Below are 24,506 nucleotides of genomic sequence, written 5' to 3' on the forward strand. Positions count from 1 at the left end.
ATGGAGGAGCATGCTATGCGTGTACAGAATCATTCCACTTCGCCCGATCCGCGTCAGTTGCGGCGGGCGATCTTTACCGGCGCCGTCGGCAGTGCGCTGGAGTATTACGATTTCGCGATTTATGGACTGGCTTCGGCGCTGGTCTTCGGCCATATTTTCTTCCCCTCACTGGGGGTCACCGGGGCCCTGCTGGCCAGTTTCGCCACCTACGGCGCCGGGTTTCTGGCGCGGCCCTTCGGCGGACTGTTTTTCGGATCGCTCGGGGATCGCAAGGGTCGTAAGCTGGTATTGCTGATCACCATCGGGCTGATGGGCGTTGCCACTACGCTTATTGGCCTGCTGCCCGCCGGGCCACTGGGCGCCGTGCTGCTGGTTGCCCTGCGGCTGCTTCAGGGCTTTGGCGCCGGTGCCGAACAGTCTGGCGCTGCCACCCTGATGGCAGAGCTGGCCCCCCCAAAACGCCGCGGCTGGTATGCGGCGCTGCCGTTTATCGGGGTCTTTTCCGGGCTGGCGCTGGCGACTATCACCTTTCGGGTGATGCAGTTGCTGCTGACCGAACAGCAGATCCTGAACTGGGGCTGGCGTATTCCGTTCCTGCTGAGCGTGGTGCTGATTGCCGTCGCCATCTGGGTGCGCTTAAGGTTGAAAGAGAGCCCGGTGTTTAAGACCCTGGAAACTCAGCAGCAGGTGGTTAAAGCACCCATGCGGGCCGTGCTGCGCGATGCGCGACGCCCGCTGGCCGCGACCATCCTGATGCGCATGGCGGAAACCGGCAGCTCCACCCTCTATGCCACGGTCTCTATCGCCTTTCTGACCGGCTACGCCGCCACCCAGGCCCAACAAAGTGCCGCCTTTGCGCAGATCGGCACCAATGCCGTGCTGCTGGCAAGCGTAGCGAGCGTGATCACCACCCCGCTGTTCGGCGCGCTTTCGGACAGAGTGGGCCGATTGCGGGTCTATCGCGCCGGTGCGCTGTTCTGCATGCTCTGGGCCTTCCCGGCCTGGATGATGATCGCCAGCGGCAATCCCTGGCTTATCACCCTGGCGATTGTCGGTGGTTTCGCTATCGGCGCTAACAGTATGCTCGGCGCCCAGTGTGCCCACTTCACCGAGCTGTTCGGCAACCGCTATCGCTACTCCGGCGTGGCCCTTTCCCGCGAAGTCGGCGCCCTGCTTTCTGGGGGACTCGCGCCGCTACTCGGGATCTGGCTCACAGGACTGGCCGACGGCGCCCCCTGGGTGCTGGCCGCATACACTATTGTTCTGGGGGGCATTACGCTTGCCGGTAGCTGGCTTTCCGTAGAAACCCGTGGCCGCGATCTGACGCTGCTTCAGGATGCCGTCGGCCAGCCGCCCCGCCATCGCGCCCCAGGCGCCATACTAATAAGAGAGAATAAACATGAAGGATAAACCGGTACCCACACTGCGCAGCCAGCGCTGGTTCGACGACCCTGACCATGCCGATATGACGGCGCTCTACGTCGAACGCTATATGAATTATGGACTGACCCGCGAAGAGCTACAGTCCGGGCGCCCGATTATTGGCATCGCCCAGACCGGCAGCGATCTGACCCCCTGTAACCGCCACCATCAGGCGCTGGCGGAGCGGGTAAAGGCCGGTATTCGCGATGCCGGTGGCATCCCAATGGAATTCCCGGTTCACCCTATCGCCGAACAGAGCCGTCGCCCTACGGCGGCGCTGGATCGCAACCTGGCCTATCTTGGGCTGGTGGAGATCCTGCACGGCTATCCGCTGGATGGCGTGGTGCTGACCACCGGCTGCGATAAGACCACTCCCGCCTGCCTGATGGCCGCCGCCACCACCGATCTACCCGCTATTGTGCTTTCCGGCGGACCGATGCTCGACGGCCACTATAAGGGGGAGCTGATTGGCTCCGGCACCGTTATCTGGCACGCCCGTAACCTGCTGGCTACCGGTGAGATTGACTACGAAGGCTTTATGGAGCTGACCACCGCCTCTTCGCCTTCCATCGGCCACTGCAACACCATGGGCACTGCGCTTTCGATGAACGCGCTGGCCGAAGCGCTGGGTATGTCGCTGCCGGGCTGTGCCAGTATTCCGGCCCCCTATCGCGAACGCGGGCAAATGGCTTATCGCACCGGTAAACGCATCTGCCAGATGGTGTTGGACGATCTGCGTCCTTCGAAGATTCTGACCAAAGCGGCGTTCGAAAACGCCATTACCGTGGCATCGGCGCTGGGAGCGTCCAGCAACTGTCCGCCGCACCTGATCGCCATCGCCCGCCATGCCGGCATTGAACTGAGCCTGGATGACTGGCAGCGGGTGGGCGAAGCGGTGCCGCTGCTGGTGGACTGTATGCCCGCCGGGCGTTACCTGGGAGAAGGCTTTCACCGGGCCGGAGGGGTTCCGGCGGTTCTGCACGAATTGCAGAAAGTCGGACGCATTAACGAATCCTGCCTGACCGTGAGCGGTCAGGCCATTGGCGAGATAGCCCGGGAGTCCGGCAACCACAACCCGGACGTGATTCACGACTGGGAAAATCCGCTCAAACACCGGGCCGGATTTATCGTCCTGAGCGGTAACTTCTTCGACAGCGCCATCATGAAGATGTCGGTGGTGGGTGACGAATTCCGTAAGACGTGGCTCAGCGAACCCGGAGAGGAAAACTGCTTCGAAGCCCGGGCCATTGTGTTCGACGGACCGGAGGATTATCACGCCCGGATTAACGATCCCGAACTGGCTATCGACGCCCGATCGATTCTGGTGATTCGCGGCGCTGGTACTGTCGGCTACCCCGGCAGCGCCGAGGTGGTCAATATGGCCCCGCCGACCAACCTGCTGAAACAGGGCGTAACCTCGCTGCCCTGCCTGGGGGACGGGCGCCAGAGCGGCACCTCCGCCAGCCCGTCGATCCTCAATATGTCGCCGGAAGCCGCCGTCGGTGGCGGGCTGGCGCTGTTGGAGACCAACGACCGTCTGCGGGTGGACCTTAACCAGCGCCGGGTCGACCTATTGATTGACGATGCCGAAATGGAACGCCGCCGGGCGGCCTGGAAGCCTTCGCTTCCGCCGTCCCAGACGCCGTGGCAGGAAATTTACCGCAGCATGGTCGGCCAGCTTTCCACCGGTGGCTGCCTGGAACCTGCCACCCTTTATCTGCGGGTCGTTAATGACGACAACTTACCCCGACATTCACACTAAAAGATGAGTATTCCGTCATGAAGATTACCGGTTACAACTTTATTGGCTCAGAACGCAGCGCCCAGGGCGATACGGTGCTGGAAAGCCTGGACGCGACCAGCGGCGAAGCGCTGCCGTGGCGTTTTTATCAGGCCACCGAACAGGAAGCCGCCACGGCCTGTGAAGCGGCCCGCAACGCGTTTACCGCCTACAGTCGTCTGGCGCCGGAACAGCGGGCCCGTTTTCTGGAAGCCATCGCCGACGAGCTGGATGCCCTGGACGATGAGTTTCTGACGCTTGCCAGTCGGGAGACCGCCCTTCCCGTAGCCCGGCTGCGCGGCGAACGGGGCCGCACCAGCGGCCAGATGCGGCTGTTTGCCACCGTACTGCGGCGCGGCGACTATCTTGGCGCGCGTATCGATACGGCATTGCCGGACCGACAGCCGTTACCGCGCTCCGATCTGCGCCAGGCGCGGCTCGGCGTGGGGCCGGTAGCCGTCTTTGGCGCCAGCAACTTCCCGCTGGCGTTCTCTACCGCCGGGGGCGATACCGCCGCCGCGCTGGCGGCGGGCTGTCCGGTGGTGTTTAAGGCCCACACCGGTCATATGGCAACAGCGGAATACGTTGCCGACGCCATCGTCCGCGCCGCCCGCCAGACCGGTATGCCTGAAGGCGTATTCAGCATGATATACGGCACCACCATCGGCGAAGTGCTGGTCAGGCATCCGGCAATTCAGGCGGTGGGCTTTACCGGTTCGCTGCGCGGCGGTCGGGCCATTTTCGATATGGCGGCCAGCCGACCACAGCCGATCCCGGTTTTTGCCGAAATGAGCAGCATCAACCCTATCGTCCTGCTGCCAGAAGCCCTGCGCCGCCGCGGCCCGCAGATAGCCCGGGAGCTGGCGGATTCCGTGGTGCTGGGCTGCGGCCAGTTCTGTACCAATCCGGGACTGATTGTCGGCGTGGCAGGCCCGGAATACACCGAATTCCTGGCGGCGCTGCGCGATGAAATAGCCAGCCGCCCGGCGCAGGTGATGCTGAATGCCGGGATCCTGCAACACTATCGCCAGGGGTTGAACCGACTGAGCCAGCATCCACAGATTGAAACGCTTGCCGGTGAAGCGCGCGATGATAATCAGGCATCCCCATGGCTGTTTAAGGCTGATGCCGCACTGCTGGCTAACGGCGATGAGCTGTTACAGGAAGAGGTGTTCGGCCCGGCTACCGTGGCGGTGGAGGCCAGTAGCGCCCAGGGGTTACATCAGGCGCTACAGGGAATGCATGGCCAGCTCACCGCAACGCTAATTGCCGAGCCGGACGATTTGCGCGACTGTCAGGCGCTGGTGAGCCTGCTGGAAGAGAAAGCCGGTCGCCTGTTGCTTAACGGCTATCCTACCGGTGTGGAGGTGTGTGATGCCATGGTGCACGGTGGCCCCTGGCCTGCCACCTCGGACGCGCGTGGTACTTCTGTCGGAACCCTCGCTATCGACCGCTTCCTGCGCCCGATCTGCTATCAGGACTATCCCCAGGCGCTGCTGCCGGATGCCCTGAAAGACGCAAATCCGTTGGGTATCACCCGGCTGGTGAACGGCGTTAACACCCGCGAACCGCTACGCTAAATGACGCCTGTGCCGGGGGGATAGTTTTATCCCTCCGGGCTGTGTTACAAATGCTTTAGCACAGCCACCAACGGAGCACAGCATGAAGATAACGGTAAGCAATGCCATTAATGAACGAGACAGGGAAGCGCTTTACGAAGGGCTGAGCAGCTACAATTCGCAATTTATCGACCGCAGCAACTGGGGCGATTTAAGCGTATTTATGCATGACGATGCCGGTCGGGCGCAGGCAGGGCTTATCGCTTCACGTAAGGGTAACTGGCTTTCCATCCATTTTTTGTGGGTTAATGAGGCTCTGCGCGGTAGCGGCGCAGGCAGCCAGCTAATGCAGGCCGCCGAACAGAGCGCACGGGAACAGGGCTGCCGGTTTGCGCTGGTGGATACCTTCAGCTTTCAGGCCCGCCCCTTCTACGAGAAGCTGGGCTATGAGTTGCAGATGACCCTGGAAGACTTTCCCGGCGACGGCCAGTCGGTTTATTACCTTAAAAAGCGGCTGTAGCGTGCCCCTGGCGGCGCCACAGTACCACCAGCCCCACTACTAACCAGAGCGCCCCGGCCACCAGCGCCGGGGCGTGAATATGGAACAGAACCGGCACCAGCACCGCGATCCCAAAGAGCGGCATCAGCCCGCAAGCCAGCAGCGAGCGCAGACTACGCTGGCGCTGTTTCACCAGAAACAGGCCGATCACCGAGCAGTGCAGCAGAATAAAGCCGCAAATCGCCCCCACATCCACAAAAGAGACCAGATGAGACAGCCCATTATCGACGCTGGCGGCGATCACCGCCAGTACGCTGTTGACCGCAGCAGCGGCCAGCAGCGCGGTCACCGGTAACCCGCTACGCTTGCCAATTTGACTCAGGGAGCCAGGCAGGGCACCCGCGCGCCCCATGCTGAACAACAACCGCCCCGCTGCCGCCTGCCCCACCATTGCAGAGAAAGCAGCGCCCAGCGCCTTCACAAAGGCCAGTGCATCGCCCAGCCATGGGGAAATAGCGTCGCCGACAATCACATAATATGCCTTGCCCTGAAGCTCGGGCTGCTGCTGGAGCGTCTGACTGTCCCAGGGGCTAAGCAGCGCCCCCAGCCAGGTCTGGGCCACAAACAGCACCCCTGCCAGGATCAGACACCACATAGTCGCCCGCCCGGGCTGATTGCGGGAACCCTGGTTTTCTTCGGCAAAAGTTGAAATAGCATCGAACCCCAGATAAGAGAGCACCGCCACGGATACCCCGGTCAAAACGGCACTGCTGTTTACCCCATCGATCCCGATAAAAGGCGCCAGCAGCGGTCGGTTAAATCCCTGCTGCCACAGCACCCACAGTCCACCGGCCAGAATCAGCGCCAGCACAATCACTTCGGCAATCAGCACCGTCATGGTCACTTTTCTGGTCTTATGTAGCCCGGTCAGGTTCAGAGCCGTGGTCGCTACCACGGCCAGCAGCGTCCAGGCCCAGACCGGCACCGAGGGCACCAGCGCATTTAATGAAATACCGCTAAACAGATAAGCCACCGCCGGAATAAACAGATAATCCAGCAGAATAATCCAGCCAGCGATAAAACCCACCCGGGGGTTAATCCCTTCCCGGGTATAGGCATAAACCGCCCCGGCGTTGGGCACCGCCCGCGACATCAGCGCATAAGACCATGCGGTAAAGCCCATCACCACGGTCGCCACCACATACACCAGCGGCACCACCCCGCCGCTGGTGGCATCCAGCGTGCCAAATAGCCCCACCGGCGCCGCCGGACCAATAAACAGTAATCCCATAATGACTAAGTCGCGCATCCGCAACGAACGTGCCAGTGCCATCCCCATCACCTTTGATTGTTATTATCTGAACCAGGGCAAGTGTTAAACGGTACAGCACCTGGTGGAAGGGAAATCATAGAAGGGTTTGATCTATGTTATGACTGACCTTCTCCTTCCAACCCACAGGCAGGCAAATGCGTCCGTAAAACGCTGGCATTCAGCGCCGTAATCCGTACCATACGCATCACGCATTTGCCCATGGGGCTAACCTTTTTTACGCCGTCCGCAGGATGCCGGGCGCGTATCGCGGCCAGAGAGCAGCGACGCCGGGTGTGGGGCGCAGAAGCCGTCCTGGCGCTACACTCACCCTACTGAGCCGCCCTTTTTCGATGTTTTGAGATACAGATAAATGCAAGATAACCAACAGATTAGCAAGAAAGAACAATACAACCTCAATGTAAAGCAGTCATTTTTTTAACTGACTGAAAACCTTTTATTTTTATTTAAAATCAATCAAATACGTCACTTCACCTGCTACGCCAATCCACGCTGACTTCCTATTTTTATGCCCCTTTTGCCCCCATTTTTGCCCCCGACACACCAGGGGCAACCAGACTAATAATTGCTCGGAGCGTGAGCGTTAATATCGATACGCGGCATCACCACCATTCCATACTCACTCATTCACTTCCCTTGCTAATCGGTCATCAATTTGTGTACTTTAAAATCACACAAATAACATGGAAATAGAAGGATCTGGATATGGCAATACCAATTTATATGTGGCTTAAGGATGACGGCGGCGCCGATATCAAAGGCTCTGTTGATGTACAGGATCGCGAAGGAAGCATAGAGATAACAGCACTGGCTCACTGCGTATCTCTCCCAACAGATAACTTGTCTGGTAAGATAACGGCCACTCGCGAACATGCGCCCTTTATCCTGACCAAAGCGCTGGATTCTTCCAGTCCGTACCTTTATCAATTCGTTAGTTCCGGAAAGCGCTTAAAGTCTGCCGAACTTAAATTCTATCGCATTAATTACGCCGGACAGGAAGAAGAATACTTTAACGTACTTCTTGAGAATGCCCGCATTACATGTGTCGTACCATTTATGGATGATATTAAAGACCCTGACTACGAACGTCATGATCATCTTGAGGTGCTCGAAATGATGTATGAAAAAATCACCTGGACCTACAAGGACGGCAATATCATTCACTCTGATTCCTGGAAAGAGCGCAGCGCGGCATAGGAGAACAACACATGGCATGGATATACCACCAGAGTACCGGCGAGTTGTGGCACAACGGTAAGTTAATCGGTAAAGGTTATTCGGGGAATCTGACTAACAAAAACAATCCAGACCGGCAGCACGTTAAGGGGATGGGGCCAATTCCTCGCGGTACCTGGCGTATTGGCGGGCATACCAGTTCAAAGGGGCCATTCACCATAATTTTAACGCAGACATCTGGCGAAAGTTATGGGCGCTCTTTGTTTCGTATCCATGGAGAGAGGAAACCGCCGAAAGCACCTGGATTCGCCTCTGAAGGTTGCATAATACTCGGGCCAGCTATCCGCACAAAAATCATCCAATCAACAGACAGGACACTTGAGGTAGTAAGATGATTTGGCGAACTATTTTGCTGACCGCCTGCATTATCTCATCCTCCTGCGTGGCATCTTCAAGCGAATGGAAAGTTTATATTCAACTGATAGAACGGGCTGATAATAAAGCGCTCCAGGCATTTCCGGGGAAAATTGACATCATTGGTGATACCCTCGACGCTGAGCATACAGAAGAACTGACGACAGCGCTTAGCATCGCGTTGATTAAAGATCCAGTATCTGTAATTAACGCAACCAACTCACTAGACAAGAGCGCAGATCCCTTAAAGCAGCGCTTCGGAACATCAATGGTATGCGGTATACCTATAATCACACATGCGAATCAGATGAAGATTGAGGAGTATTTCGCGAAGGCAGAACCGGCGCTGGAAAAGGCCGGAACTCCAGCCGCAGAATGTCTAAGCAACATGCGTGACACGATTGATGAGTTCAGACAAGAAGCAGCACAAAACGAAGCAAAGTAATCCTCAGAAAAACCTGGCTGTTAGAAGGCTGTTTATGGATGCTCAGGGTGTTCGAGATACTAATGTTCCGGGCTCTACTGGTGACCAGCATCAAAACGGCCTGCGATACTGCGGGCCACTTCGTTCCGGCTGACGGGCATAAAAAAGCCAGCCCGAAGGCTGGCGGAAACTATGTTCATCTTTCTTACTGAATATACTAAAAAAGGCACTGATGGAGCAATCCATGGACCAACACAGGCATCATCCTGTCGTCAGCTCCGACTGTCACGCCCCCCTCTTCGGATTATTCTGTCTCCACAGCCCGGAATTCACCATCCTGATAAACATCCCCGCTCCGGACGCGCGCATCTTCATCCAGCGCCACCAGATCCGCGCCGTCAATGCTGAATCCCTCCGGAGCCATAATCAGGTTATCCACCACACCATCAATCACTACTGCGTATTGCATATCATGCCTCACGAATATTCATAGATAATCACCATCCCCGGCGCACCCTTACCGCCGGGAAAACCGGTTTCTGAATTCAGGGTCTTTCCTGAGCCGCTGCCGCCGCTACCAAACCCCGTTCCATCAACACCCGCTTCATCCAGCTTCCCTCTGAACATCCCCCCTCGCCCAAAAGGCGTATCACCGCCGTTCCCCGGAATAAGACACCGGTCTGAGACCGCAAAGGCGTAACCCCCATTCATACCCAGCACGGAGGCCAGTCCGGTGGTCACTCCCGCTCCCATAGTCGCACCACCGCCAAAAGTCCCGGCAGAAAATGCGCCCGCAGCGGGAGAGCTGGCAGCATACGATGAGCCTGAGCCACCGCCACTGGCAGTCAGCATCTGATCACCAAATATCGTTGACCCCTGAGCCGCACCAACAATGACATTTACACTATCACCAAGATTCGCCACATCAATGAGCGCTTTTATATAAAGACCACTACCAAATAGTTGTTCACATGCGTTTTCAACACTATCCAGCGTGCAGCGTGAGAAGTTTTTAATACAGCGCGCTTTGATTACAACCCCGAATTCGGAGTCGGTTAGCGTTGCGTTAGAAGCTATCGCGTCGCCGTGCCGGTACCATGGTGATCCTCCCGTTCCGCTGCGCTGAAATCCATCAGTGGGGCTTTTGTCGAGGAATGCAACTCCCTGGCCACCGCACCGGTCAGCACCCGGCTCTGCCCAACGATTTTCCCGATCACATCCAGACTAACACCCGTGGCAGTCTCTATATTCAGCATCCCAGCAACGGAAAGCGTCCCATCTCTGGAGCGCTTCATGTCATCTTCAAGTGCCTGTATCGTTGCCCTGGCGCGCGGCCGCGTGGCGTACTGACTAATCAGTAAATCGGTATAGTTCACGCACTGGCTCCCTCTTCGATAATCTGTATGTCGATATCGGTTTCCTGGAAGCGGGCCTTTTCACGAGGGCCGATCGTCACGGCCAGCGTTTCACCGGGAGTATCTCGTCGACCGCGTCATGCAGAGCCAGTAAATCACTCAGCGTGTAGACGGTTTTCAGTTCGGTGAACGTGGCGAATCGTCGGACGACGGGTGTCCAGATGAGCCAGTCTGTGCCGGTTCCGTCTCCATCCCCATCCCGGATAACGGGACTTCCCCCACCGCCTCCCGCGCCTTGTTCAGAAATTCCAGCACTGCCCCCATCCCCGGAAACAAACTTCCCAGCGTGGCGCGGATACCAGTAAAAAAATCCTCAAACTGATACAGCGCCCCCTCCACCAGCAACTGCGGGAGGTGTGCCCGCCAGGTATTGAAATGGGTTTCGGCCTGGTCCAGCAGCTTAAACGGCATCGCGCCATCCGCTTTTACAACGGTGCTTTCCAGAACCATACGCTGGAGTTCCGCTAACTCTTTACCGTCCATAACTGAGAACGCCAGCGCGACCGCTGTCGCCATCGAGCCATCGCCGCCGTTCATCATCTTACTGCGGCCAATGGCCCCCAGCATTTTCTGGAGGTTGGCCCACCCCTGCACCGCATTAAACCGAAGGCTCAAATCACCTTTCATCACCGCGAATATGGCAATACAGAACAACAAAAAGTCAGGTTCGTTTTTATGCCCAGGATGAAAAATGGCGAGCAAAAACCGTACTACTCATTATCGAGCATTGGCAGTCGGTGGAATGCCGCAGTAAAACGTGCTGGAATTCGTCGCCGTAATCCGTACCATACTCGCCACACGTTCGCCTGCTGGCTGCTGTCGGCTGGCGCTAACCCATCATTCATAGCGAACCAGATGGGGCATGAGAACGCGCAGATGGTGTATGAGATCTATGCTACGTGGATAGAGGAAATGAACGGCGCTCAGGTGGATATGCTGAACGCCAGGCTGGCCATCTAAAAAATTTTTGCCCCTTATATGCCCCTTTTGGTTTTTGAGAACGATAAAAATGCAAGAAATTCAGCAAGTTAACAAGAAAGAACAATACAACCTCAACAAGCTCCAGAAACGCCTGCGCCGCAACGTGGGCGAGGCGATCGCCGACTTTAATATGATTGAGGAAGGCGACCGCATTATGGTGTGCCTCTCCGGCGGCAAGGACAGCTACACCATGCTGGAGATCCTGCGCAATTTGCAGCAGAGCGCCCCGGTCAACTTCAGCCTGATCGCGGTGAATCTCGATCAGAAACAGCCGGGCTTCCCCGAACATATCCTGCCGGAGTATCTGGAAAGTATCGGGGTTGAGTATAAGATCGTGGAAGAGAATACCTACGGCATCGTCAAAGAGAAGATTCCGGAAGGAAAAACCACCTGTTCGCTCTGCTCACGTCTGCGCCGCGGTATTCTGTACCGTACCGCCAGCGAACTGGGAGCCACCAAAATCGCGCTGGGTCATCATCGCGACGATATTCTGCAGACCCTGTTTCTGAACATGTTCTATGGCGGCAAGATGAAGGGAATGCCGCCCAAGCTGATGAGCGATGATGGTAAACATATCGTTATCCGCCCGCTGGCCTACTGCCGCGAAAAGGATATCGAGCGCTTCTCGCAAGCCAAAGGCTTCCCGATCATCCCCTGCAACCTGTGTGGCTCTCAGCCTAACCTGCAGCGTCAGGTTATCGCCGAGATGCTGCGCGACTGGGATAAACGCTATCCGGGACGTATCGAAACCATGTTCAGCGCCATGCAGAATGTGGTGCCTTCACACCTGTGCGACAGCGCGCTGTTTGACTTTGCCGGTATCACTCACGGTAGTGAAGTGGTGGACGGTGGCGATCTGGCGTTCGATCGCGAAGAACTGCCTCAGCAGCCGGTGGGCTGGCAGGCGGATGATGAAGCAGAGCAGCCTTTGCAGCGCCTGGACGTAGTGGAAATTAAGTAACCGCCCTCGCCTCCCCGGTTTCGGGGGGGCTTCCCGCACCTTATCGCAGACAAAAAAAAAAGCCGACTAATTTAGTCGGCGTCGTACGAATCAATTGTGCTATGCAGTAATTCAAAAAAGGAAGTAAGACAATATGGAGCGCAACGCCCATCGCTTGACGTTGCATTCACCTGCGAGAGAGATAGTGCCGCGATCCGGCACCAGGTTTATTGACCTCGATCAGGTTTACTCCCCTTTTGTGGTTAGCCAGCAAATTAATTCCTTATTTTTACAGCCAGTTACCTCGTCGCAACCACCAGATAACACCCCCGATAAGCACCAGTAGCATCACGCAAAACAGTCCAAAACCAAAGTGCCACGAGCCGCCGGGAATGCCACCCAGATTAACGCCGAACAGCCCGGTCAGAAAGGTGGTGGGCAGGAAAACCATCGCCATGACCGACATGGTATAAGTACGGCGCGCCAGTGATTCCTGCATCAGTTGGGCTATTTCGTCGGCCATCACCGCGGTTCGGGCGATACAGGCGTCTATCTCATCCAGACCGCGCCCGAGGCGGTCGGCGATATCCTGCATCCGGCGCCGGTTATCGTCATCCATCCAGTTCAGACGCTCGCTGACAAGCCGGGTATAGACATTGCGCTGGGGCGCCATATAGCGCCGCATCACAATAAGCTGCTTGCGGATCAGCGCCAACACTCCGCGCGGCGGCACCTCCTGGTCCAGCAACTGATCCTCGAGGTCCATGATTTTATCGTGCAGATGGTCGATAAACTCCGTGGCGTGATCGGTCAACGCATCACAGACCTCAACCAGCCAGCCGCCGCTGTTGGTCGGCCCGGTTCCCTGATTCAGGTCGCTAATCACATCGTCCAGCGCCAGAACCTTACGTCGCCGGGTAGAGACGATCAGACGTTCATCGATATATACCCGCAATGCTACCAGCTGATCCGGGCGTTCGTCGGTACTGCCGTTAATACAGCGCAGCGTAATAAAGGTTCCCTCACCCAGACGGGAGACCCGGGGCCGGGTGCTGTCGCCCGCCAGCGCGTCGCGCACGGTGTCCGGCAGCAGTGCCGTGGTGGCAAGCCAGTTCTGACTTTCACTACGGGTATAGTCCAGGTGCAGCCAGCAGGGATGTTCGCTGTCGAAAACCGTATCGTTAGCGATGTCGCTAACGCCCCCCTTACCGTCCAGGCGCAGTGCAAATACCGCATCCGGGACATCCAGCTGCTCTCCCTTTATGACATCCACATCCAATCCTCATCACAAAAAATAATCGAACGGTTTCAGTCTAGACCGACCAGCTTGTTAAGCAACCCCATGATGACGCAGGCAAAAAAATCGCCCGCACAGGCGGACGATTGACTTGTCTGGCAGAAGCTACCGGAGCTGGCTGTCTTTTGAGCCACACCGGTTGTATCCGGACCAGGCGGCGCGCTGCTTATCCGCCTTCTGCTGACAAAGCACACACAGGCGCACGCCGGGAATCGCCTTGCGTCGCGCCTCGGGAATGGGTTCGTCACACTCTTCACAAAAATGCAGACTTTCTCCTGCCGGAAGCTCGCTACGCGCTCTTTCGACCGCATCCTGTACCGTGCTGTCGATTTGATCCTGTACCGCACCGTCGGCGGCCCAACCTGAAGCCATAACATCCTCCATACGCGAGAATCAAGGGTCTATTATATCACGAGCCGCACACTTTTTAGCCAGCCATCAGGCAAAGAAAAACCCGCCGTAGCGGGTTTTTCCAGGCCGCTAAGTCAGATTAGCTGCGCATTTTGCGGTAGATAAACAGCACGACCAGCGCACCGATTACCGCCACCACAAAGCTGCCGATATTAAAGCCATCAACCTTACCGAAGCCGAACAGAGTACTGATCCAACCGCCCACGACGGCACCGATAACACCAAGCACCACGGTCATAATGAAACCACCGCCGTCCTTGCCTGGCATAATCCACTTGGCCAGAATACCTGCGATCAAACCGAAAATAATCCAGGAAAGAATACCCACTGTTTCCTCACTTATCGTTTCATATTTACATTCTGGCGGAGCTTAAGATTTGAAACCCCGCAAATAGAAAGTTAGCACAGGTGCGGGATATCGCCAATCGACAAAAGGTCCAGATTGATTTCTATGTAGTTTTATTACGCCACTTGCGCAGTAAACATACAACGGCGGTACTGAAGGATAACCGTATCAGGACTTGCTCTGTTCGGAAAGTCACTAATAACAGTAACATTGCCAAGAAATATCTTAATTCACAGTGAGCGCATTAAAAGTTATGCCGCCGTTTCACGCTGATAATTTGCGACCATTTTATCCCAGGCCTCGCTGACGTTTTCCGCCAGTGAGAACAACCCGGAGGTGCCAACGATAAAGACATCAACGCCGGACCGCGCAATAACGTTGAAGGTTTTTTCATTACACGAGCCGTCGATTTCCGTCAAATAATGCCAGCCATTTTTTTCACGCATTTCAATCAACTGACTGATTTTACTAAGTGATTCTGGAATAAATTTCTGTCCGACATAGCCCGGATCAACCGACATCACCGTGACTTTATCCAGCAGATGTGCATACTCGCGAATCGCCTGAGCTGGCGTGGCAGGATTCAGCACCACGCCGCAGCGACGACCCGCATCTTTAATCTGGTTGAGCAGGCGGAAGATCTTGTTATTCGCCGTTTCCGGATGGAAGCTGATAATGTCCGCCCCTGCGTCGAGGCACAGCGGAATAATATCCTCCGGATGATTGACCATCAGGTGAACATCAATGGGGACTTCGGTTATTTTGCGCAGGTTCTCAATAAAGAACGGCGACAGTGTAATGTTTCTGACGTAATTGCCGTCCATGATGTCAACATGATAAAAATCTGCCCGGCTGTTCATTGCCGTAATTTGTTCCCGGAATTGCGTTAAATCCATACACATTAACGAGGGCGAAAATTTAGCCGCCATACTCACCTCCACTAAAACGATTAATTAAACCAGGCCACAATATGTCCAAGTACGATACCGACCACACCAAAGTCAGCATCGCCGAAGGTTGTGGATGCAAATCCCAGGTCTCCCATCAGCGGTAGCAGAATAGCTGGCAGGAAAGAGATCAATAGCCCCTGGGCGAAGGCGCCAGTCACCGCACCGCGCCGTCCGCCGCAAATGTTGCCGTAAACCCCTGCCGTCGCGCCGCAGAAAAAGTGCGGCACCAGGCCGGGAACAATCACACTCAGACCAAACAGCGGGCACAGGAACATGCTGACCAGACCGGCCGCGAAACTGGCCAGGAAGCCGACAATGACGGCGTTCGGCGCGAAGGGAAATACCGTCGGACAGTCCAGCGCCGGTTTGGCATCTTTTACCAGCTTGTCGGCAATACCTTTAAAGGCAGGAACAATTTCGGCGATGACCATGCGTACCCCGGCAAGAATGATCCATACTCCGGCAGCAAAGGTTAGCGACTGGATAATAGCGAACACGATGAAGTTCTGACCTTCGCTGACGCTGCTTTCCACGAATTCTTTGCCTGCCACAACGACCAGTACCAGGAACAAAATCATCATGGTCAGCGAAATAGCCACCGAAGAGTCCCGCAAGAAATTCAGCGACTTGGGCACCTTCAACTCTTCAATCGACGGGCTTCCCTTACCAACGGCTTTACCTACCAGCGCCGACAGCAGATAACCGGTAGAGCCAAAATGCCCAAGCGCCAGATCGTCGGTGCCGGTAATTTTACGGGTGAAGGGTTGCAGGATCGCTGGCGAAACCACCATCATCACACCAAGAATGAGAGCCCCTATGGTCACCACCCACGGCAGTGAAAGACCGCCGACAGAGAGGATAACCGCCAGCATCGCCGCCATATACAGCGTGTGATGACCGGTCAGGAAGATATATTTCAACGGAGTAATACGGGCCAGGACAATATTAAACAGCATCCCGAGCACCATTATCATCGCCGTAGCCGTGCCGTAGTTCTTCTGGGCCAGCGCCGCCATCGCATCGGTATTCGGCACTACCCCCTGAATATGGAACGAATGCTCAAATAGCTGGCTAAATGTTGCCAGGGTGGTGGCGATAATCGCCGCACCAGAGGTTAAAATAACAAACCCCATAATGGTTTTCAGCGTGCCGGAAACTACATCTGAAAATGCTTTTTTCTGCAGCAACAGACCAATTAGCGAAAATAAGCCGACGAGTATTGCTGGTGTGCCAAGCACATCATGAATAATAAATTGCAGCATAGAATGACTCCGTGGGGCCAAACACTATTAATTACAGGTTTTCGGCAAGGATCTCTTTAATTTTGTTATTATCCAGAAGATTGCTTAAGCCAAATACCCGGGCTGAATGGCCAGATAACTGCTCAGCAATATCTTGCGCACTCAGGATAATATCTGCGGTTTCACTTTTTGCCGAAGTCAGATCGGTATGAGAAACATCAGCCTGTTTATTCAGCTCGCCGATAATTTTTTTAACATTCATTTCCACAATAAAACTACTGCCCAGACCATTACCGCAAACAATCAGAATCTTTTTCATTCCTTACCTCACCGGTTGGTTATAACACATTGAATGTCATGCATTGTCTCTGCTTTCAGAAGTCCTTCCAGACGCATTTCATCGCTGAAAACCTCTGCCAGTGCGCTAATCATGCGAATGTGTTCATCACCCGACAGTGCACATAGCATAATAACAACATAAATTGGATCATTTTCGCGCGCATCAAAGGATACACCCTCTTTTATATGCAGCAGCGACAATCCATTTTTTATTACCCCCTGTTCCGGCCGGGCATGCGGCATCGCCAACCCCGGAGCCAGAACATAATACGGCCCCAGCTCCTGATGACTTTTTAAAATGGCTTCCAGATATTGTTCAGTAATCGCTCTGCTTTTTAATAAGGGAGCCGCAGATAAATTTATTGCCTGCTTCCAGTCATTGACGGCATCAACGAATTGAATATTTTCTTCGGGCAACCAGGTCGTAAGCATAACTGCCTCGCGCTGTATTTAAGTGGGCCTACTATAGAGGAATAAATTCGCTGCTTACCGTGATCTGCATCGCAAAGTTAGCGCTAACATAAGATAATGTTAAAAATTTTGTTATCGCTAACATCATTGATCAGCATGTTCAACGATTTGCGGTTTTACAATGCTCAAACGAGAGAACATCATTTACAATAGAGCCCCAGAAATAACTAACAGGAGGGCATCCGTGCAGACGTTACCAACGGACGACGGCTCAAAAGAAAAACGCAGAAAGAACACCGGCAAGATCACACTGGCAGAGGTCGCGAAGCTGGTTGGCGTCAGTACCATGACCGTATCCCGTGCGCTACGGATGCCCGAAAAAGTGAATCCAGAACTGCGTACACGTATTGAGACAGCAGTGAATGAACTGGGCTATGTCCCCAATCTGCAGGCGCGCAGTCTGGCTTCCGCCGATTCCAGCCTTGTTATGGGCGTTGTGCCCTCTTTCTCAGTGCCGGGATTTATCGCCGCTTCCGAAACCCTGCAAGAGGTGCTGTCGCGTCAGGGCTATACCATGATGTTTATTGAGTCCGGCCAGGGGGGACAGAGCGAAGAAAAAGCTTTTCAGCAGATGCTGGCTTACAATCCGGCCGCCATTGTCCAGTTTAATATCGACAACATCGATAGCTGTTCACAAATGCTGGCTAACGCCGGGATTCCGGTTGTTGAGATTGGCGCCATTAACCACGAGGCCGCCTGCGTCAGCATTGGTGTCGACTACGCCGCCGCCATCAAAAAGCTGGTGAATTCACTGGCACAGGAGGGATATAAAAATCTGGGGCTGCTCTGCACCGCCTCGAATAATGTGATGTTTCGCCAGATTCTGGGGGGCTGGAACAGTGCCATGCTGTCGATTAGCCACTCGCCGCACCGCGTGGTCACGCCTCACCTTCCGTCCGGGATCACGACGGGATTCAGCCTGCTGGGGGATATTCGTATTACCTGGCCGGAACTGGATGCGCTGATTTGTACTTCGGACGAGATTGCCTGCGGCTGCATTATGGCCTGCCATAACGCAGGTCTGAAAGTGCCCGATGGGCTGGCACTGGCAAGCCTTAGCGGCGGTACTCTCGCCGCCGTCTGCTCACCGGCGTTAACCTCCGTCGAGTTCCCCTGGAAAGAAGCGGGAACCCTGGCCGGTAAAACCCTTCTGGAACGGCTGGCGGGCAATGGACAGCAGCAGATTATCGAGCTGCCATCCACCCTGCAAATTCGCGCCAGCAGTAAAAGGCCAGCGCGCTAAAGCGTTAGTGTTTTTCAATATAGATAGTGCGGCTGTAGGCAACATCTTCCGGGTTATTAATCGGGTAACCCTTTACCCAGGGTTTAATCAATCGTCCGTTGGTGTACTGATAGATCGGCGCGATGGGCGCCTGAGCCTGTAGGATCTTCTCTGCCGCGTTATAGTCGCGATTGCGTCGTTCGCCGTCCACTTCGAGGCTTGCCTGGTTCAGCACCTTATCGTAACGGGGATCGTGAAAACGGGCGATATTGCCGCTATGGCCTGAAGTCAGCAGCGTCAGGAAGCTGGAAGGCTCGTTATAGTCCCCCACCCAGGACGCGCGTACTACGTCGAAATTACCGCTGTTGCGGCTGTCGATATAGGTTTTCCACTCCTGATTTTGCAGTTTTACCTGAACGCCCAGATTCTTCTTCCACATTGAGGCCACGGCAATGGCGATCTTCTGGTGGTTTTCCGAGGTGTTATACAGAAGCGTCAGATTCAGCGGCCGTCCGGGACCATAGCCTGCCGCCTGAAGCAGCGTTTTCGCCTGCGCATTCAGCTCCGGTTGAGGGGTTCCCTCCAGCGGCGATGGCTCCGGCGTAAAGCCTGCCGTTACATCCGGCGTAAAGCGCCACGCCGGTTTTTCACCGGTTCCCAGCACCTTGTCAGCGATGATACGTCGATCGATAGTCATACTGAGCGCCTGACGCACCCGGACATCGGCCGTTGGCCCTTTTTCAGTATTAAACGCGTAGTAGTAGGTGCCAAGCTGGGGCGGCGTGTAAATCTGCCCCGGAATCTCCTTCATCAGCTTGCGGTAGAGCTGTTTGGGGAAGGATTCGGTGATATCGATATCCCCCGCCAGATAACGCTTGGTCACCGCGGACTCCTGATTGATGGGCAGGAAGGTCACCTTATTGAGCACCGTTTTCGTGTTATCCCAGTACTGACGATTGCGGCCCAGCTCCAGCTTTTCATTCACTACCCGCGTGCGTAGCACAAAGGCGCCGTTACTGACCAGATTTCCCGGCTGAGTCCAGGCCTTGCCAAAGCGCTCAATATTGGCCTGCTTCACGGGATATAACGCAAAACTGGCGGCAAGCGCAGGGAAATACGGCACCGGGCGATCGAGCTGTACCCGAAGCTGGTGGGCATTCACCGCGCTGACTCCCAGTTTATCGGGTGCCACTTTCCCGTCGGCGATGTCGCGGGCGTTCAGAATACCCGCCAGACCGGCGAACCAGGCGAAAGGCGACGTGGTTTGCGGATCCACCAGTCGGCGCCAGCTGTACACAAAATCCTGTGCCGTTACCGGCGTTCCATCGGACCAGCGGGCGTCGTTACGCAGCGTAAAGGTCCAGACCCGGTTATCGTTGCTCTGCCATTTGCTGGCAACACCCGGTACCGGCTGCCCCTTCTCATCCTGATTGACCAGCCCTTCAAACAGATCGCGAATGACCTGAATTTCCGGCAGCCCAACGGCCTTAGCCGGATCCAGCGAAGCGGGTTCATCCTTCAGATGACGAACCAGCTCCTGGCGGGTATCGAGCGTCACCCCGGCAGGTACATCCGCCGCATACGCGGAAGGAAATGCGCCGGCCAGCAGCAGCGCGCAACAGGAATAGCGAAGTACGTTTTTCATTAACGGCCCTTAAGACAAACGTGATGTTGCCGATAACAGCAGACCAGACGCAAAAAATCAATTAACTCAGTCAATTGTTGCGCGCTGAAGGGGCAGCGCCGCTCTACGCTGAACGTAAACGGTGGCTTTTTCATCACCGGCTGCTTTAATGAAATCAGGAACAGGAAAAGGAAAGCCCTATGAGTACACGTCTGCCCCGTTCACAGCGCGGCCCCCTGCCCCCGGGCATCGAACGCTACGGCGAGTCGGTACTCGGCGCGCCGCTGCTGTGGTTCCCCGCCCCGCGCGCCGATGCCGACAGCGGGCTGATTATCGCCGGTACCCACGGCGATGAAAACGCCGCTATGGTCAGCCTTTCCTGTGCGCTGCGCACTCTGGCGCCGCCGCTGCGCCGCCATCATGTGGTACTGGCTGTGAATCCGGACGGCTGCCAGCTGGGGCTGCGCGCCAACGCCCGCGGCGTTGATATCAACCGCAATTTTCCGGCAGCCAACTGGCGCCAGGGTGAGACTCATTACCGCTGGAACAGCCTGGCCGACAGACGCGACGTGGTACTTTCCACCGGCGAAACGCCCGCCAGTGAACCGGAAACCCTGGCGCTGTGTGCACTTATCCACCAGTTGCATCCCGCCTGGGTCGTCTCATTTCACGATCCGCTAAGCTGTATTGAGGACCCCCATACCGGTACGCTCAGCGAATGGATGGCTGAGGCCTTCGGGCTGCCGCTGGTCGCCAGCGTCGGATACGAAACGCCCGGTTCCTTCGGCAGCTGGTGCGGCGATCTCGGCCTGCCATGCATTACGGCGGAGCTGCCAGCTATTTCTGCCGACGAAGCCAGCGAGCGCTACCTGGAGCCGTTGCTGCGCCTGCTGTGCTGGACCGAAAACGCAGAATAAAAGACGGGTGCTTAAAGCGCTGCGCGAACGCATGATACGGCGGGGAACGCTCCCCGCCGGGTTACCTTACTTAAGAGCTATGCAGGCAGTGAAAACAGAAATCTCCGTGTGACCGCTTCGGATGCGGACTCCACAAAGATCTTTCCTCATCGCCAGCACCACCATAAACGCTGTGATGCAGATAACGATCAGAGCGACAAGTATCGCCTTCTGCTGTTTCATCGTCGGCTACTCCTTGACCGGGTGGTCTGTAAGAAGCTAACCTGCATGTGTCGAGCATGCGGACTAGCCTCAGGTTGATAATAAACGTCACCTGGGGCTTTTCTCTGCCTGCCTTCCACCAATGCTTAAGGCAGACAGCCTTAAGCACCCGCCGTTATTTTATTCAGCCGACTGATGCGCCACCATTTTATCCACCACTGTTATTAATGATTTGCGAGACGGCTCGCGCTAGTCCAGCAAAATACGCCCGCCTTCATAGCGCAGCCCCGGCTCTACATCCACCGCCAGCCAGTCCGGTCCTTCCAGATCCACATAGCGCGCCTGTGGTGCCAGCGGCAGAGCCGCCGACACGGCTCGCGAAGTACAGCTGGCGCCGCCCAGCACCAGTTCGAAGCCCTGCTCCCTGGCGGCCGCAGCCAGGGCCAGCCCTTCGGTCAACCCACCGCATTTGTCGAGTTTGAGATTAATTGCTTCGTAACGCCCCGCCAGCGCCTTCAGGCTGCTGCGGGTATGGCAGCTTTCATCGGCGCAGATTGGCAATGGATGGATAAAATTCTCCAGAGCGGCATCATCGCGGGCCGACAGCGGCTGTTCCAGCAACGCGACGCCAAGATCCGCCAGTAACTGACAGCGAGCCGCCAGGCCGTCACTGTGCCAGGTTTCGCTGGCATCGACCATCAGCGTGGCCTCCGGCACCGCTTCTCGGATCGCCACCAGCCGTTCGCTGATTAGCCTGTCGTCCAGACGAATCCGGAACAGCCGGGCGCCCCGGTTATAGCGCGCCCGGGCGGCAGCGGCCATATGGGGTGGTTCATCGGGTTGCAGCGTGCTGGCATTCTCCACCGCTGAATCCAGTTGCACGCCCACATATTCCGCCAGGCTCTGTCCGGCGCGGCGGGCATCCAGATCCCAGAAGGCGCAGTCCACGGCGTTACGGGCAGCGCCTGGCGGCAGAGTCTGCTGCAGCTGCTCCCGGGTCATCCTACGTTCCAAATGGGGCAGAATACTGGCAATTTGCGCCATCACCGATGGCACACTTTCGCCAAAACGCCGCCAGGGCGCGCACTCCCCCACACCGCGCCAGCCGTCTTCTTCCATTTCCACCACCACCACTTCAGCCTCGTTGCGGCTGCCGCGGGCGGTAAACAGTGGCGTACGCAGCGGCCACACTTCACGGTACATCCTGACGGATCTCATTAGGGTTATTCCTGTCTGTTAGGCTATCCGGAGTATAGCGGGCGTGCACTTTTGTGCCCCCGTCTCATATTTCTATGTTCATTAAGGTAATGTTGTCATACACTAGAGTGCTAGTTAAACATATGTAAACAGGAAGATAATTATGTCCCAAACTGTTCATTTCAAGGGCGCTCCGGTTGCCGTAAATGGGGAATTCCCAAAGACCGGCAGTAAGGCACAGCCTTTCTCCCTGGTAGCGAAAGATCTTTCCGACGTTTCTCTGTCGCAGTTTGCCGGTAAGCGCAAAGTGCTGAATATTTTCCCGAGCATCGATACCGGCGTTTGCGCCGCTTCGGTCCGTGAGTTCAACCAGCGTGCGGGCCAGTTGGATAATGCTGTGGTCCTGTGCATCTCTGCCGACCTGCCTTTCGCTCAGGCGCGCTTCTGCGGTGCTGAAGGTCTGGATAATGTGGTAACGCTGTCCACCCTGCGCGATCCTGCCTTCCTGGAAAACTACGGCGTGGCGATTGCCGAAGGTCCGATGAAAGGACTGACCGCACGTGCGGTCGTGGTTCTGAACGAAAATGATGAAGTGATTTACAGCCAGCTGGTGAACGAAATCACCGAAGAGCCGGATTACGACAGCGCGCTGAAAGCGCTGTAACAGACAAGCGTCTGAATAGCAGACCGGCCCCCCAGGGGCCGGTTTTTTTGTACTTACTCTTCGCCGCGGCGCTGGCCCAGGCCGTAGTCGCGCAGCTTGTTGGCGATGGCGGTATGAGAAACCCCCAGCCGTTTTGCCAGCTTGCGAGTACTGGGATAGGAGCGATAAAGCTGCACCAGTACCGAGCGTTCGAAACGTCGGGTGATGTCGTCCAGCGAGCCGTCCAGCGCTTCGTCCCCTACGGGTAACGCGGCGGCATCGAAATCCGGCAGCGCGATATCCTGGGGGCGCAGTTCATAGCCCTGTAGCTGAGTCAGCGCCCGATAGATGGCATTTTTCAACTGACGCACGTTACCAGGCCAGCCATAGCGGGTCAGTACGCCCGCCAGTTCCGGAGAGAGCCGCGGCCGCGCCAGCCCCTGTTCATCCGCCAGGCGCGCCACGAACATTTCAGTCAGCGGCATAATATCCTGAGGACGATCGCGCAACGCGGGCAGGTTCAGGGTCAGTACGTTAAGGCGATAGTAGAGATCCTCACGGAACAATCCCTTCTGCACCAGCTCCACCAGGTTTTTCTGAGTCGCGCAGATCACCCGCACGTCCACGTGCACTTCATGATCTTCCCCCACCCGCCGGAAGGTGCCGTCATTCAGGAAGCGCAGCAGTTTAACCTGCATGCGCGGCGACATTTCGCCGATTTCGTCCAGCAGTACCGAGCCGCCGTTGGCCTGCTCGAAAAAGCCCTTTTTGCCGGTGGCGCCGTCGCCATAAAGCTCGCTTTCCACCGCATCTTCCGGAATAGAGGCGCAGCTCAGCGCCAGCCACGGCTTGCGTGCTCTGGGGCTTGCCAGATGGCAGGCGTGCGCCAGCAGATCCTTACCGGTACCGGTATCGCCGGTAATCAACAACGGCGCGCTCAGGGTCGCCATTTTACGCGCCTGCTCCACTACGCCGCGCATCCTGGGGCTCACCGCCACTATCTGGCTGAATGCTTCGAGATCCACATCGTCCAGCGCCTGTAGCTGGCGCCCCATCCGCGCCGTGGAGCGCAACATCACGACCGCCCCCACCAGCAGGTTATCGCCCTCTTCGCCATCGAGATAGACCGGTGTCAGCTCCATCAGGAAGTTCTGGCCATTGATCGCCACATGGCGGTTATGGGACTCGTGGGGCTCTCCTTCCAGCCAGCGCGGGAAGTTAAAACCGTCAAACAGCGTAGAGGCGCTGTGATTAATCAGTTTATCCACGCCCTGTCCAAACAGCGCGCAGCTGGCCGGATTCGCCTGTTCAATGCGTCCTTTGAGATCCAGCGACAGTACCGGCTCCGGCAGCGACTCCAGCACCGCGCTCAGGGCGCGATGTTCACGCTCGCTGGGCATCCAGGGAACGGTACGCACGTCCGTCACGCCAGCAATACGGCGAATCTCCGCCATCAGGCTACTGAAGGAGGTGAAATCCAGGGAGGCGAAATTGAGGTAGATCTTGCCGACAGGATCGATTTCGATACCGCGCAGATCGATACTGCGTAGCACCAGCAGATCGAGCAGTTCGCGGGTCAGGCCAAGACGGTCCTGACAGATAACTTCCAGACGCATGGGAATGACGCTCACACGAAAGCAATGATTGGATATCGGAATCATACCCCAGAAGGGGCCTCCCCAGAAGGGATCTGTCAACAAAAATTGA

The 24,506-nt window shown here is 56.2% G+C and carries 27 protein-coding genes and 2 pseudogenes; 12 read left to right on the forward strand and 17 right to left on the reverse strand.

Annotated elements, in window-relative coordinates; genetic code table 11:
• Window positions 1-15 precede the first annotated feature (15 nt).
• The 4 genes from SCU88_RS13145 (at window position 16) to SCU88_RS13160 (ending at window position 5,281) form a co-directional block, all read left to right on the forward strand.
• A complete protein-coding gene (locus SCU88_RS13145) occupies window positions 16-1,410 on the forward strand; it encodes an MFS transporter (RefSeq protein ID WP_175340580.1) in 1,395 nt (464 codons plus the stop codon).
• Window positions 1,400-3,184 (forward strand): IlvD/Edd family dehydratase, encoded by a 1,785-nt coding sequence (locus tag SCU88_RS13150; RefSeq protein ID WP_206665534.1) that lies wholly within the window; start codon window positions 1,400-1,402, stop codon window positions 3,182-3,184. The genes SCU88_RS13145 and SCU88_RS13150 overlap by 11 nt, the downstream gene beginning before the upstream one ends.
• Window positions 3,185-3,201: 17 nt before the next feature.
• Window positions 3,202-4,782: an aldehyde dehydrogenase family protein gene (locus SCU88_RS13155; protein ID WP_175340581.1), complete on the forward strand. Its 1,581-nt coding sequence runs from the start codon at window positions 3,202-3,204 to the stop codon at window positions 4,780-4,782.
• Window positions 4,783-4,864: 82 nt separating this feature from the next.
• A complete protein-coding gene (locus tag SCU88_RS13160) occupies window positions 4,865-5,281 on the forward strand; it encodes a GNAT family N-acetyltransferase (RefSeq protein ID WP_175340582.1) in 417 nt (138 codons plus the stop codon).
• Here the strand turns inward: SCU88_RS13160 and SCU88_RS13165 are convergent.
• Entirely contained in the window at window positions 5,265-6,593 is a 1,329-nt protein-coding gene (locus tag SCU88_RS13165) for an APC family permease (RefSeq protein ID WP_431810009.1), read from the reverse strand. The two genes, SCU88_RS13160 and SCU88_RS13165, sit on opposite strands and share 17 nt — an antisense overlap.
• Window positions 6,594-7,295: 702 nt before the next feature.
• Here SCU88_RS13165 and SCU88_RS13170 point away from each other — a divergent pair.
• From SCU88_RS13170 to SCU88_RS13180, 3 genes are read left to right on the forward strand one after another with little or no spacing between them, the layout of a single operon-like run.
• Window positions 7,296-7,787 carry a type VI secretion system tube protein TssD gene (locus SCU88_RS13170; RefSeq protein WP_175340584.1) on the forward strand — a complete coding sequence of 164 codons (492 nt, stop codon included), beginning with the start codon at window positions 7,296-7,298 and terminating at the stop codon, window positions 7,785-7,787.
• An 11-nt stretch (window positions 7,788-7,798) separates the two neighbouring features.
• Window positions 7,799-8,161: a tlde1 domain-containing protein gene (locus SCU88_RS13175; protein ID WP_138097688.1), complete on the forward strand. Its 363-nt coding sequence runs from the start codon at window positions 7,799-7,801 to the stop codon at window positions 8,159-8,161.
• Window positions 8,158-8,625, forward strand: a complete 468-nt coding sequence (locus tag SCU88_RS13180) for a hypothetical protein (RefSeq protein WP_138097689.1) — start codon at window positions 8,158-8,160, stop codon at window positions 8,623-8,625. The genes SCU88_RS13175 and SCU88_RS13180 overlap by 4 nt, the downstream gene beginning before the upstream one ends.
• 283 nt (window positions 8,626-8,908) lie before the next feature.
• On the opposite strand, the gene SCU88_RS13185 is transcribed toward SCU88_RS13180, so the two are convergent.
• The 5 genes and pseudogenes from SCU88_RS13185 to SCU88_RS13205 form a co-directional block, all read right to left on the reverse strand.
• Window positions 8,909-9,073, reverse strand: coding sequence for a hypothetical protein (locus tag SCU88_RS13185; RefSeq protein WP_168198826.1), 165 nt, complete (start codon window positions 9,071-9,073; stop codon window positions 8,909-8,911).
• An 8-nt stretch (window positions 9,074-9,081) separates the two neighbouring features.
• Window positions 9,082-9,456 (reverse strand): hypothetical protein, encoded by a 375-nt coding sequence (locus SCU88_RS13190; RefSeq protein WP_241666521.1) that lies wholly within the window; start codon window positions 9,454-9,456, stop codon window positions 9,082-9,084.
• Between the two features lie 147 nt (window positions 9,457-9,603).
• A pseudogene (locus tag SCU88_RS13195) lies at window positions 9,604-9,681 on the reverse strand (hypothetical protein); the annotation flags it as partial.
• Window positions 9,678-9,980, reverse strand: a complete 303-nt coding sequence (locus SCU88_RS13200; RefSeq protein WP_175340585.1) for a DUF2612 domain-containing protein — start codon at window positions 9,978-9,980, stop codon at window positions 9,678-9,680. The pseudogene SCU88_RS13195 and the gene SCU88_RS13200, both read right to left, overlap by 4 nt.
• 156 nt (window positions 9,981-10,136) lie before the next feature.
• Window positions 10,137-10,646 carry a phage tail assembly chaperone gene (locus SCU88_RS13205; protein ID WP_431810010.1) on the reverse strand — a complete coding sequence of 170 codons (510 nt, stop codon included), beginning with the start codon at window positions 10,644-10,646 and terminating at the stop codon, window positions 10,137-10,139.
• On the opposite strand from SCU88_RS13205, the pseudogene SCU88_RS13210 reads away from it, so the two are divergent.
• Together SCU88_RS13210 and ttcA are read left to right on the forward strand one after the other, a co-directional pair.
• Window positions 10,626-10,979 (forward strand): annotated as a pseudogene (locus tag SCU88_RS13210) (tyrosine-type recombinase/integrase); the annotation flags it as partial. The gene SCU88_RS13205 and the pseudogene SCU88_RS13210 sit on opposite strands and share 21 nt — an antisense overlap.
• A gap of 49 nt (window positions 10,980-11,028) precedes the next feature.
• A complete protein-coding gene (ttcA, locus tag SCU88_RS13215; RefSeq protein ID WP_138097692.1) occupies window positions 11,029-11,961 on the forward strand; it encodes a tRNA 2-thiocytidine(32) synthetase TtcA in 933 nt (310 codons plus the stop codon).
• Between the two features lie 268 nt (window positions 11,962-12,229).
• Here ttcA and zntB read toward each other — a convergent pair whose 3' ends face one another.
• From zntB to SCU88_RS13250, 7 genes are all read right to left on the reverse strand, one after another.
• Window positions 12,230-13,213 (reverse strand): zinc transporter ZntB, encoded by a 984-nt coding sequence (zntB, locus tag SCU88_RS13220; protein WP_175340587.1) that lies wholly within the window; start codon window positions 13,211-13,213, stop codon window positions 12,230-12,232.
• Window positions 13,214-13,342: 129 nt separating this feature from the next.
• Window positions 13,343-13,609: a DksA/TraR family C4-type zinc finger protein gene (locus SCU88_RS13225; protein ID WP_175340588.1), complete on the reverse strand. Its 267-nt coding sequence runs from the start codon at window positions 13,607-13,609 to the stop codon at window positions 13,343-13,345.
• A gap of 118 nt (window positions 13,610-13,727) precedes the next feature.
• Window positions 13,728-13,976, reverse strand: coding sequence for a GlsB/YeaQ/YmgE family stress response membrane protein (locus SCU88_RS13230; protein WP_175340589.1), 249 nt, complete (start codon window positions 13,974-13,976; stop codon window positions 13,728-13,730).
• A gap of 269 nt (window positions 13,977-14,245) precedes the next feature.
• The gene (gene alsE / locus SCU88_RS13235) at window positions 14,246-14,923 is read right to left on the reverse strand and encodes a D-allulose 6-phosphate 3-epimerase (RefSeq protein WP_175340590.1); all 678 of its coding nucleotides are present in this window, start codon (window positions 14,921-14,923) and stop codon (window positions 14,246-14,248) included.
• A 20-nt stretch (window positions 14,924-14,943) separates the two neighbouring features.
• Window positions 14,944-16,206: a PTS ascorbate transporter subunit IIC gene (locus tag SCU88_RS13240; RefSeq protein WP_175340591.1), complete on the reverse strand. Its 1,263-nt coding sequence runs from the start codon at window positions 16,204-16,206 to the stop codon at window positions 14,944-14,946.
• Between the two features lie 31 nt (window positions 16,207-16,237).
• Window positions 16,238-16,504 carry a PTS sugar transporter subunit IIB gene (locus SCU88_RS13245; RefSeq protein WP_138097699.1) on the reverse strand — a complete coding sequence of 89 codons (267 nt, stop codon included), beginning with the start codon at window positions 16,502-16,504 and terminating at the stop codon, window positions 16,238-16,240.
• A gap of 8 nt (window positions 16,505-16,512) precedes the next feature.
• Window positions 16,513-16,956, reverse strand: coding sequence for a PTS sugar transporter subunit IIA (locus SCU88_RS13250; RefSeq protein ID WP_138097700.1), 444 nt, complete (start codon window positions 16,954-16,956; stop codon window positions 16,513-16,515).
• Between the two features lie 223 nt (window positions 16,957-17,179).
• Here SCU88_RS13250 and SCU88_RS13255 point away from each other — a divergent pair, with 223 nt between their 5' ends.
• Window positions 17,180-18,238, forward strand: coding sequence for a LacI family DNA-binding transcriptional regulator (locus SCU88_RS13255; protein ID WP_138097701.1), 1,059 nt, complete (start codon window positions 17,180-17,182; stop codon window positions 18,236-18,238).
• A gap of 4 nt (window positions 18,239-18,242) precedes the next feature.
• Here the strand turns inward: SCU88_RS13255 and SCU88_RS13260 are convergent, their stop codons facing one another.
• Window positions 18,243-19,862 carry an ABC transporter substrate-binding protein gene (locus tag SCU88_RS13260; protein WP_175340592.1) on the reverse strand — a complete coding sequence of 540 codons (1,620 nt, stop codon included), beginning with the start codon at window positions 19,860-19,862 and terminating at the stop codon, window positions 18,243-18,245.
• Between the two features lie 179 nt (window positions 19,863-20,041).
• Between SCU88_RS13260 and mpaA the strand changes: the two genes are divergently transcribed.
• Window positions 20,042-20,758 carry a murein tripeptide amidase MpaA gene (gene mpaA, locus SCU88_RS13265; protein ID WP_138097703.1) on the forward strand — a complete coding sequence of 239 codons (717 nt, stop codon included), beginning with the start codon at window positions 20,042-20,044 and terminating at the stop codon, window positions 20,756-20,758.
• A gap of 66 nt (window positions 20,759-20,824) precedes the next feature.
• Here the strand turns inward: mpaA and SCU88_RS13270 are convergent, their stop codons facing one another.
• The gene (locus SCU88_RS13270) at window positions 20,825-20,980 is read right to left on the reverse strand and encodes a Hok/Gef family protein (protein WP_175340593.1); all 156 of its coding nucleotides are present in this window, start codon (window positions 20,978-20,980) and stop codon (window positions 20,825-20,827) included.
• A gap of 228 nt (window positions 20,981-21,208) precedes the next feature.
• Window positions 21,209-22,177, reverse strand: coding sequence for an L-Ala-D/L-Glu epimerase (ycjG, locus tag SCU88_RS13275; RefSeq protein WP_138097705.1), 969 nt, complete (start codon window positions 22,175-22,177; stop codon window positions 21,209-21,211).
• Window positions 22,178-22,319: 142 nt separating this feature from the next.
• On the opposite strand from ycjG, the gene tpx reads away from it, so the two are divergent.
• Window positions 22,320-22,820, forward strand: a complete 501-nt coding sequence (gene tpx / locus SCU88_RS13280) for a thiol peroxidase (RefSeq protein ID WP_175340594.1) — start codon at window positions 22,320-22,322, stop codon at window positions 22,818-22,820.
• 53 nt (window positions 22,821-22,873) lie between these two features.
• On the opposite strand, the gene tyrR is transcribed toward tpx, so the two are convergent.
• Window positions 22,874-24,415: a transcriptional regulator TyrR gene (tyrR, locus tag SCU88_RS13285; protein ID WP_138097707.1), complete on the reverse strand. Its 1,542-nt coding sequence runs from the start codon at window positions 24,413-24,415 to the stop codon at window positions 22,874-22,876.
• Window positions 24,416-24,506: the final 91 nt, after the last annotated feature.

This window comes from Jejuibacter sp. L23 (assembly GCF_050815825.1).
Classification (GTDB): Bacteria; Pseudomonadota; Gammaproteobacteria; order Enterobacterales; family Enterobacteriaceae; genus Jejubacter; species Jejubacter calystegiae.

Bases quoted from the DNA above. Each gene is read 5' to 3' on its own strand.
- SCU88_RS13240 (WP_175340591.1), bottom strand. From the start codon at position 16,206: ATGCTGCAATTTATTATTCATGATGTGCTTGGCACACCAGCAATACTC.
- SCU88_RS13225 (WP_175340588.1), bottom strand. From the start codon at position 13,609: ATGGCTTCAGGTTGGGCCGCCGACGGTGCGGTACAGGATCAAATCGAC.
- SCU88_RS13160 (WP_175340582.1), top strand. From the start codon at position 4,865: ATGAAGATAACGGTAAGCAATGCCATTAATGAACGAGACAGGGAAGCG.
- SCU88_RS13170 (WP_175340584.1), top strand. From the start codon at position 7,296: ATGGCAATACCAATTTATATGTGGCTTAAGGATGACGGCGGCGCCGAT.
- SCU88_RS13190 (WP_241666521.1), bottom strand. From the start codon at position 9,456: ATGCTGACTGCCAGTGGCGGTGGCTCAGGCTCATCGTATGCTGCCAGC.
- ttcA (WP_138097692.1), top strand. From the start codon at position 11,029: ATGCAAGAAATTCAGCAAGTTAACAAGAAAGAACAATACAACCTCAAC.
- SCU88_RS13185 (WP_168198826.1), bottom strand. From the start codon at position 9,073: ATGCAATACGCAGTAGTGATTGATGGTGTGGTGGATAACCTGATTATG.
- SCU88_RS13260 (WP_175340592.1), bottom strand. From the start codon at position 19,862: ATGAAAAACGTACTTCGCTATTCCTGTTGCGCGCTGCTGCTGGCCGGC.
- ycjG (WP_138097705.1), bottom strand. From the start codon at position 22,177: ATGAGATCCGTCAGGATGTACCGTGAAGTGTGGCCGCTGCGTACGCCA.
- tpx (WP_175340594.1), top strand. From the start codon at position 22,320: ATGTCCCAAACTGTTCATTTCAAGGGCGCTCCGGTTGCCGTAAATGGG.
- tyrR (WP_138097707.1), bottom strand. From the start codon at position 24,415: ATGCGTCTGGAAGTTATCTGTCAGGACCGTCTTGGCCTGACCCGCGAA.
- SCU88_RS13155 (WP_175340581.1), top strand. From the start codon at position 3,202: ATGAAGATTACCGGTTACAACTTTATTGGCTCAGAACGCAGCGCCCAG.
- SCU88_RS13165 (WP_431810009.1), bottom strand. From the start codon at position 6,593: ATGGCACTGGCACGTTCGTTGCGGATGCGCGACTTAGTCATTATGGGA.
- SCU88_RS13270 (WP_175340593.1), bottom strand. From the start codon at position 20,980: ATGAAACAGCAGAAGGCGATACTTGTCGCTCTGATCGTTATCTGCATC.
- SCU88_RS13150 (WP_206665534.1), top strand. From the start codon at position 1,400: ATGAAGGATAAACCGGTACCCACACTGCGCAGCCAGCGCTGGTTCGAC.
- alsE (WP_175340590.1), bottom strand. From the start codon at position 14,923: ATGGCGGCTAAATTTTCGCCCTCGTTAATGTGTATGGATTTAACGCAA.
- SCU88_RS13145 (WP_175340580.1), top strand. From the start codon at position 16: ATGCGTGTACAGAATCATTCCACTTCGCCCGATCCGCGTCAGTTGCGG.
- SCU88_RS13245 (WP_138097699.1), bottom strand. From the start codon at position 16,504: ATGAAAAAGATTCTGATTGTTTGCGGTAATGGTCTGGGCAGTAGTTTT.
- SCU88_RS13180 (WP_138097689.1), top strand. From the start codon at position 8,158: ATGATTTGGCGAACTATTTTGCTGACCGCCTGCATTATCTCATCCTCC.
- SCU88_RS13250 (WP_138097700.1), bottom strand. From the start codon at position 16,956: ATGCTTACGACCTGGTTGCCCGAAGAAAATATTCAATTCGTTGATGCC.
- mpaA (WP_138097703.1), top strand. From the start codon at position 20,042: ATGAGTACACGTCTGCCCCGTTCACAGCGCGGCCCCCTGCCCCCGGGC.
- SCU88_RS13205 (WP_431810010.1), bottom strand. From the start codon at position 10,646: ATGAAAGGTGATTTGAGCCTTCGGTTTAATGCGGTGCAGGGGTGGGCC.
- SCU88_RS13175 (WP_138097688.1), top strand. From the start codon at position 7,799: ATGGCATGGATATACCACCAGAGTACCGGCGAGTTGTGGCACAACGGT.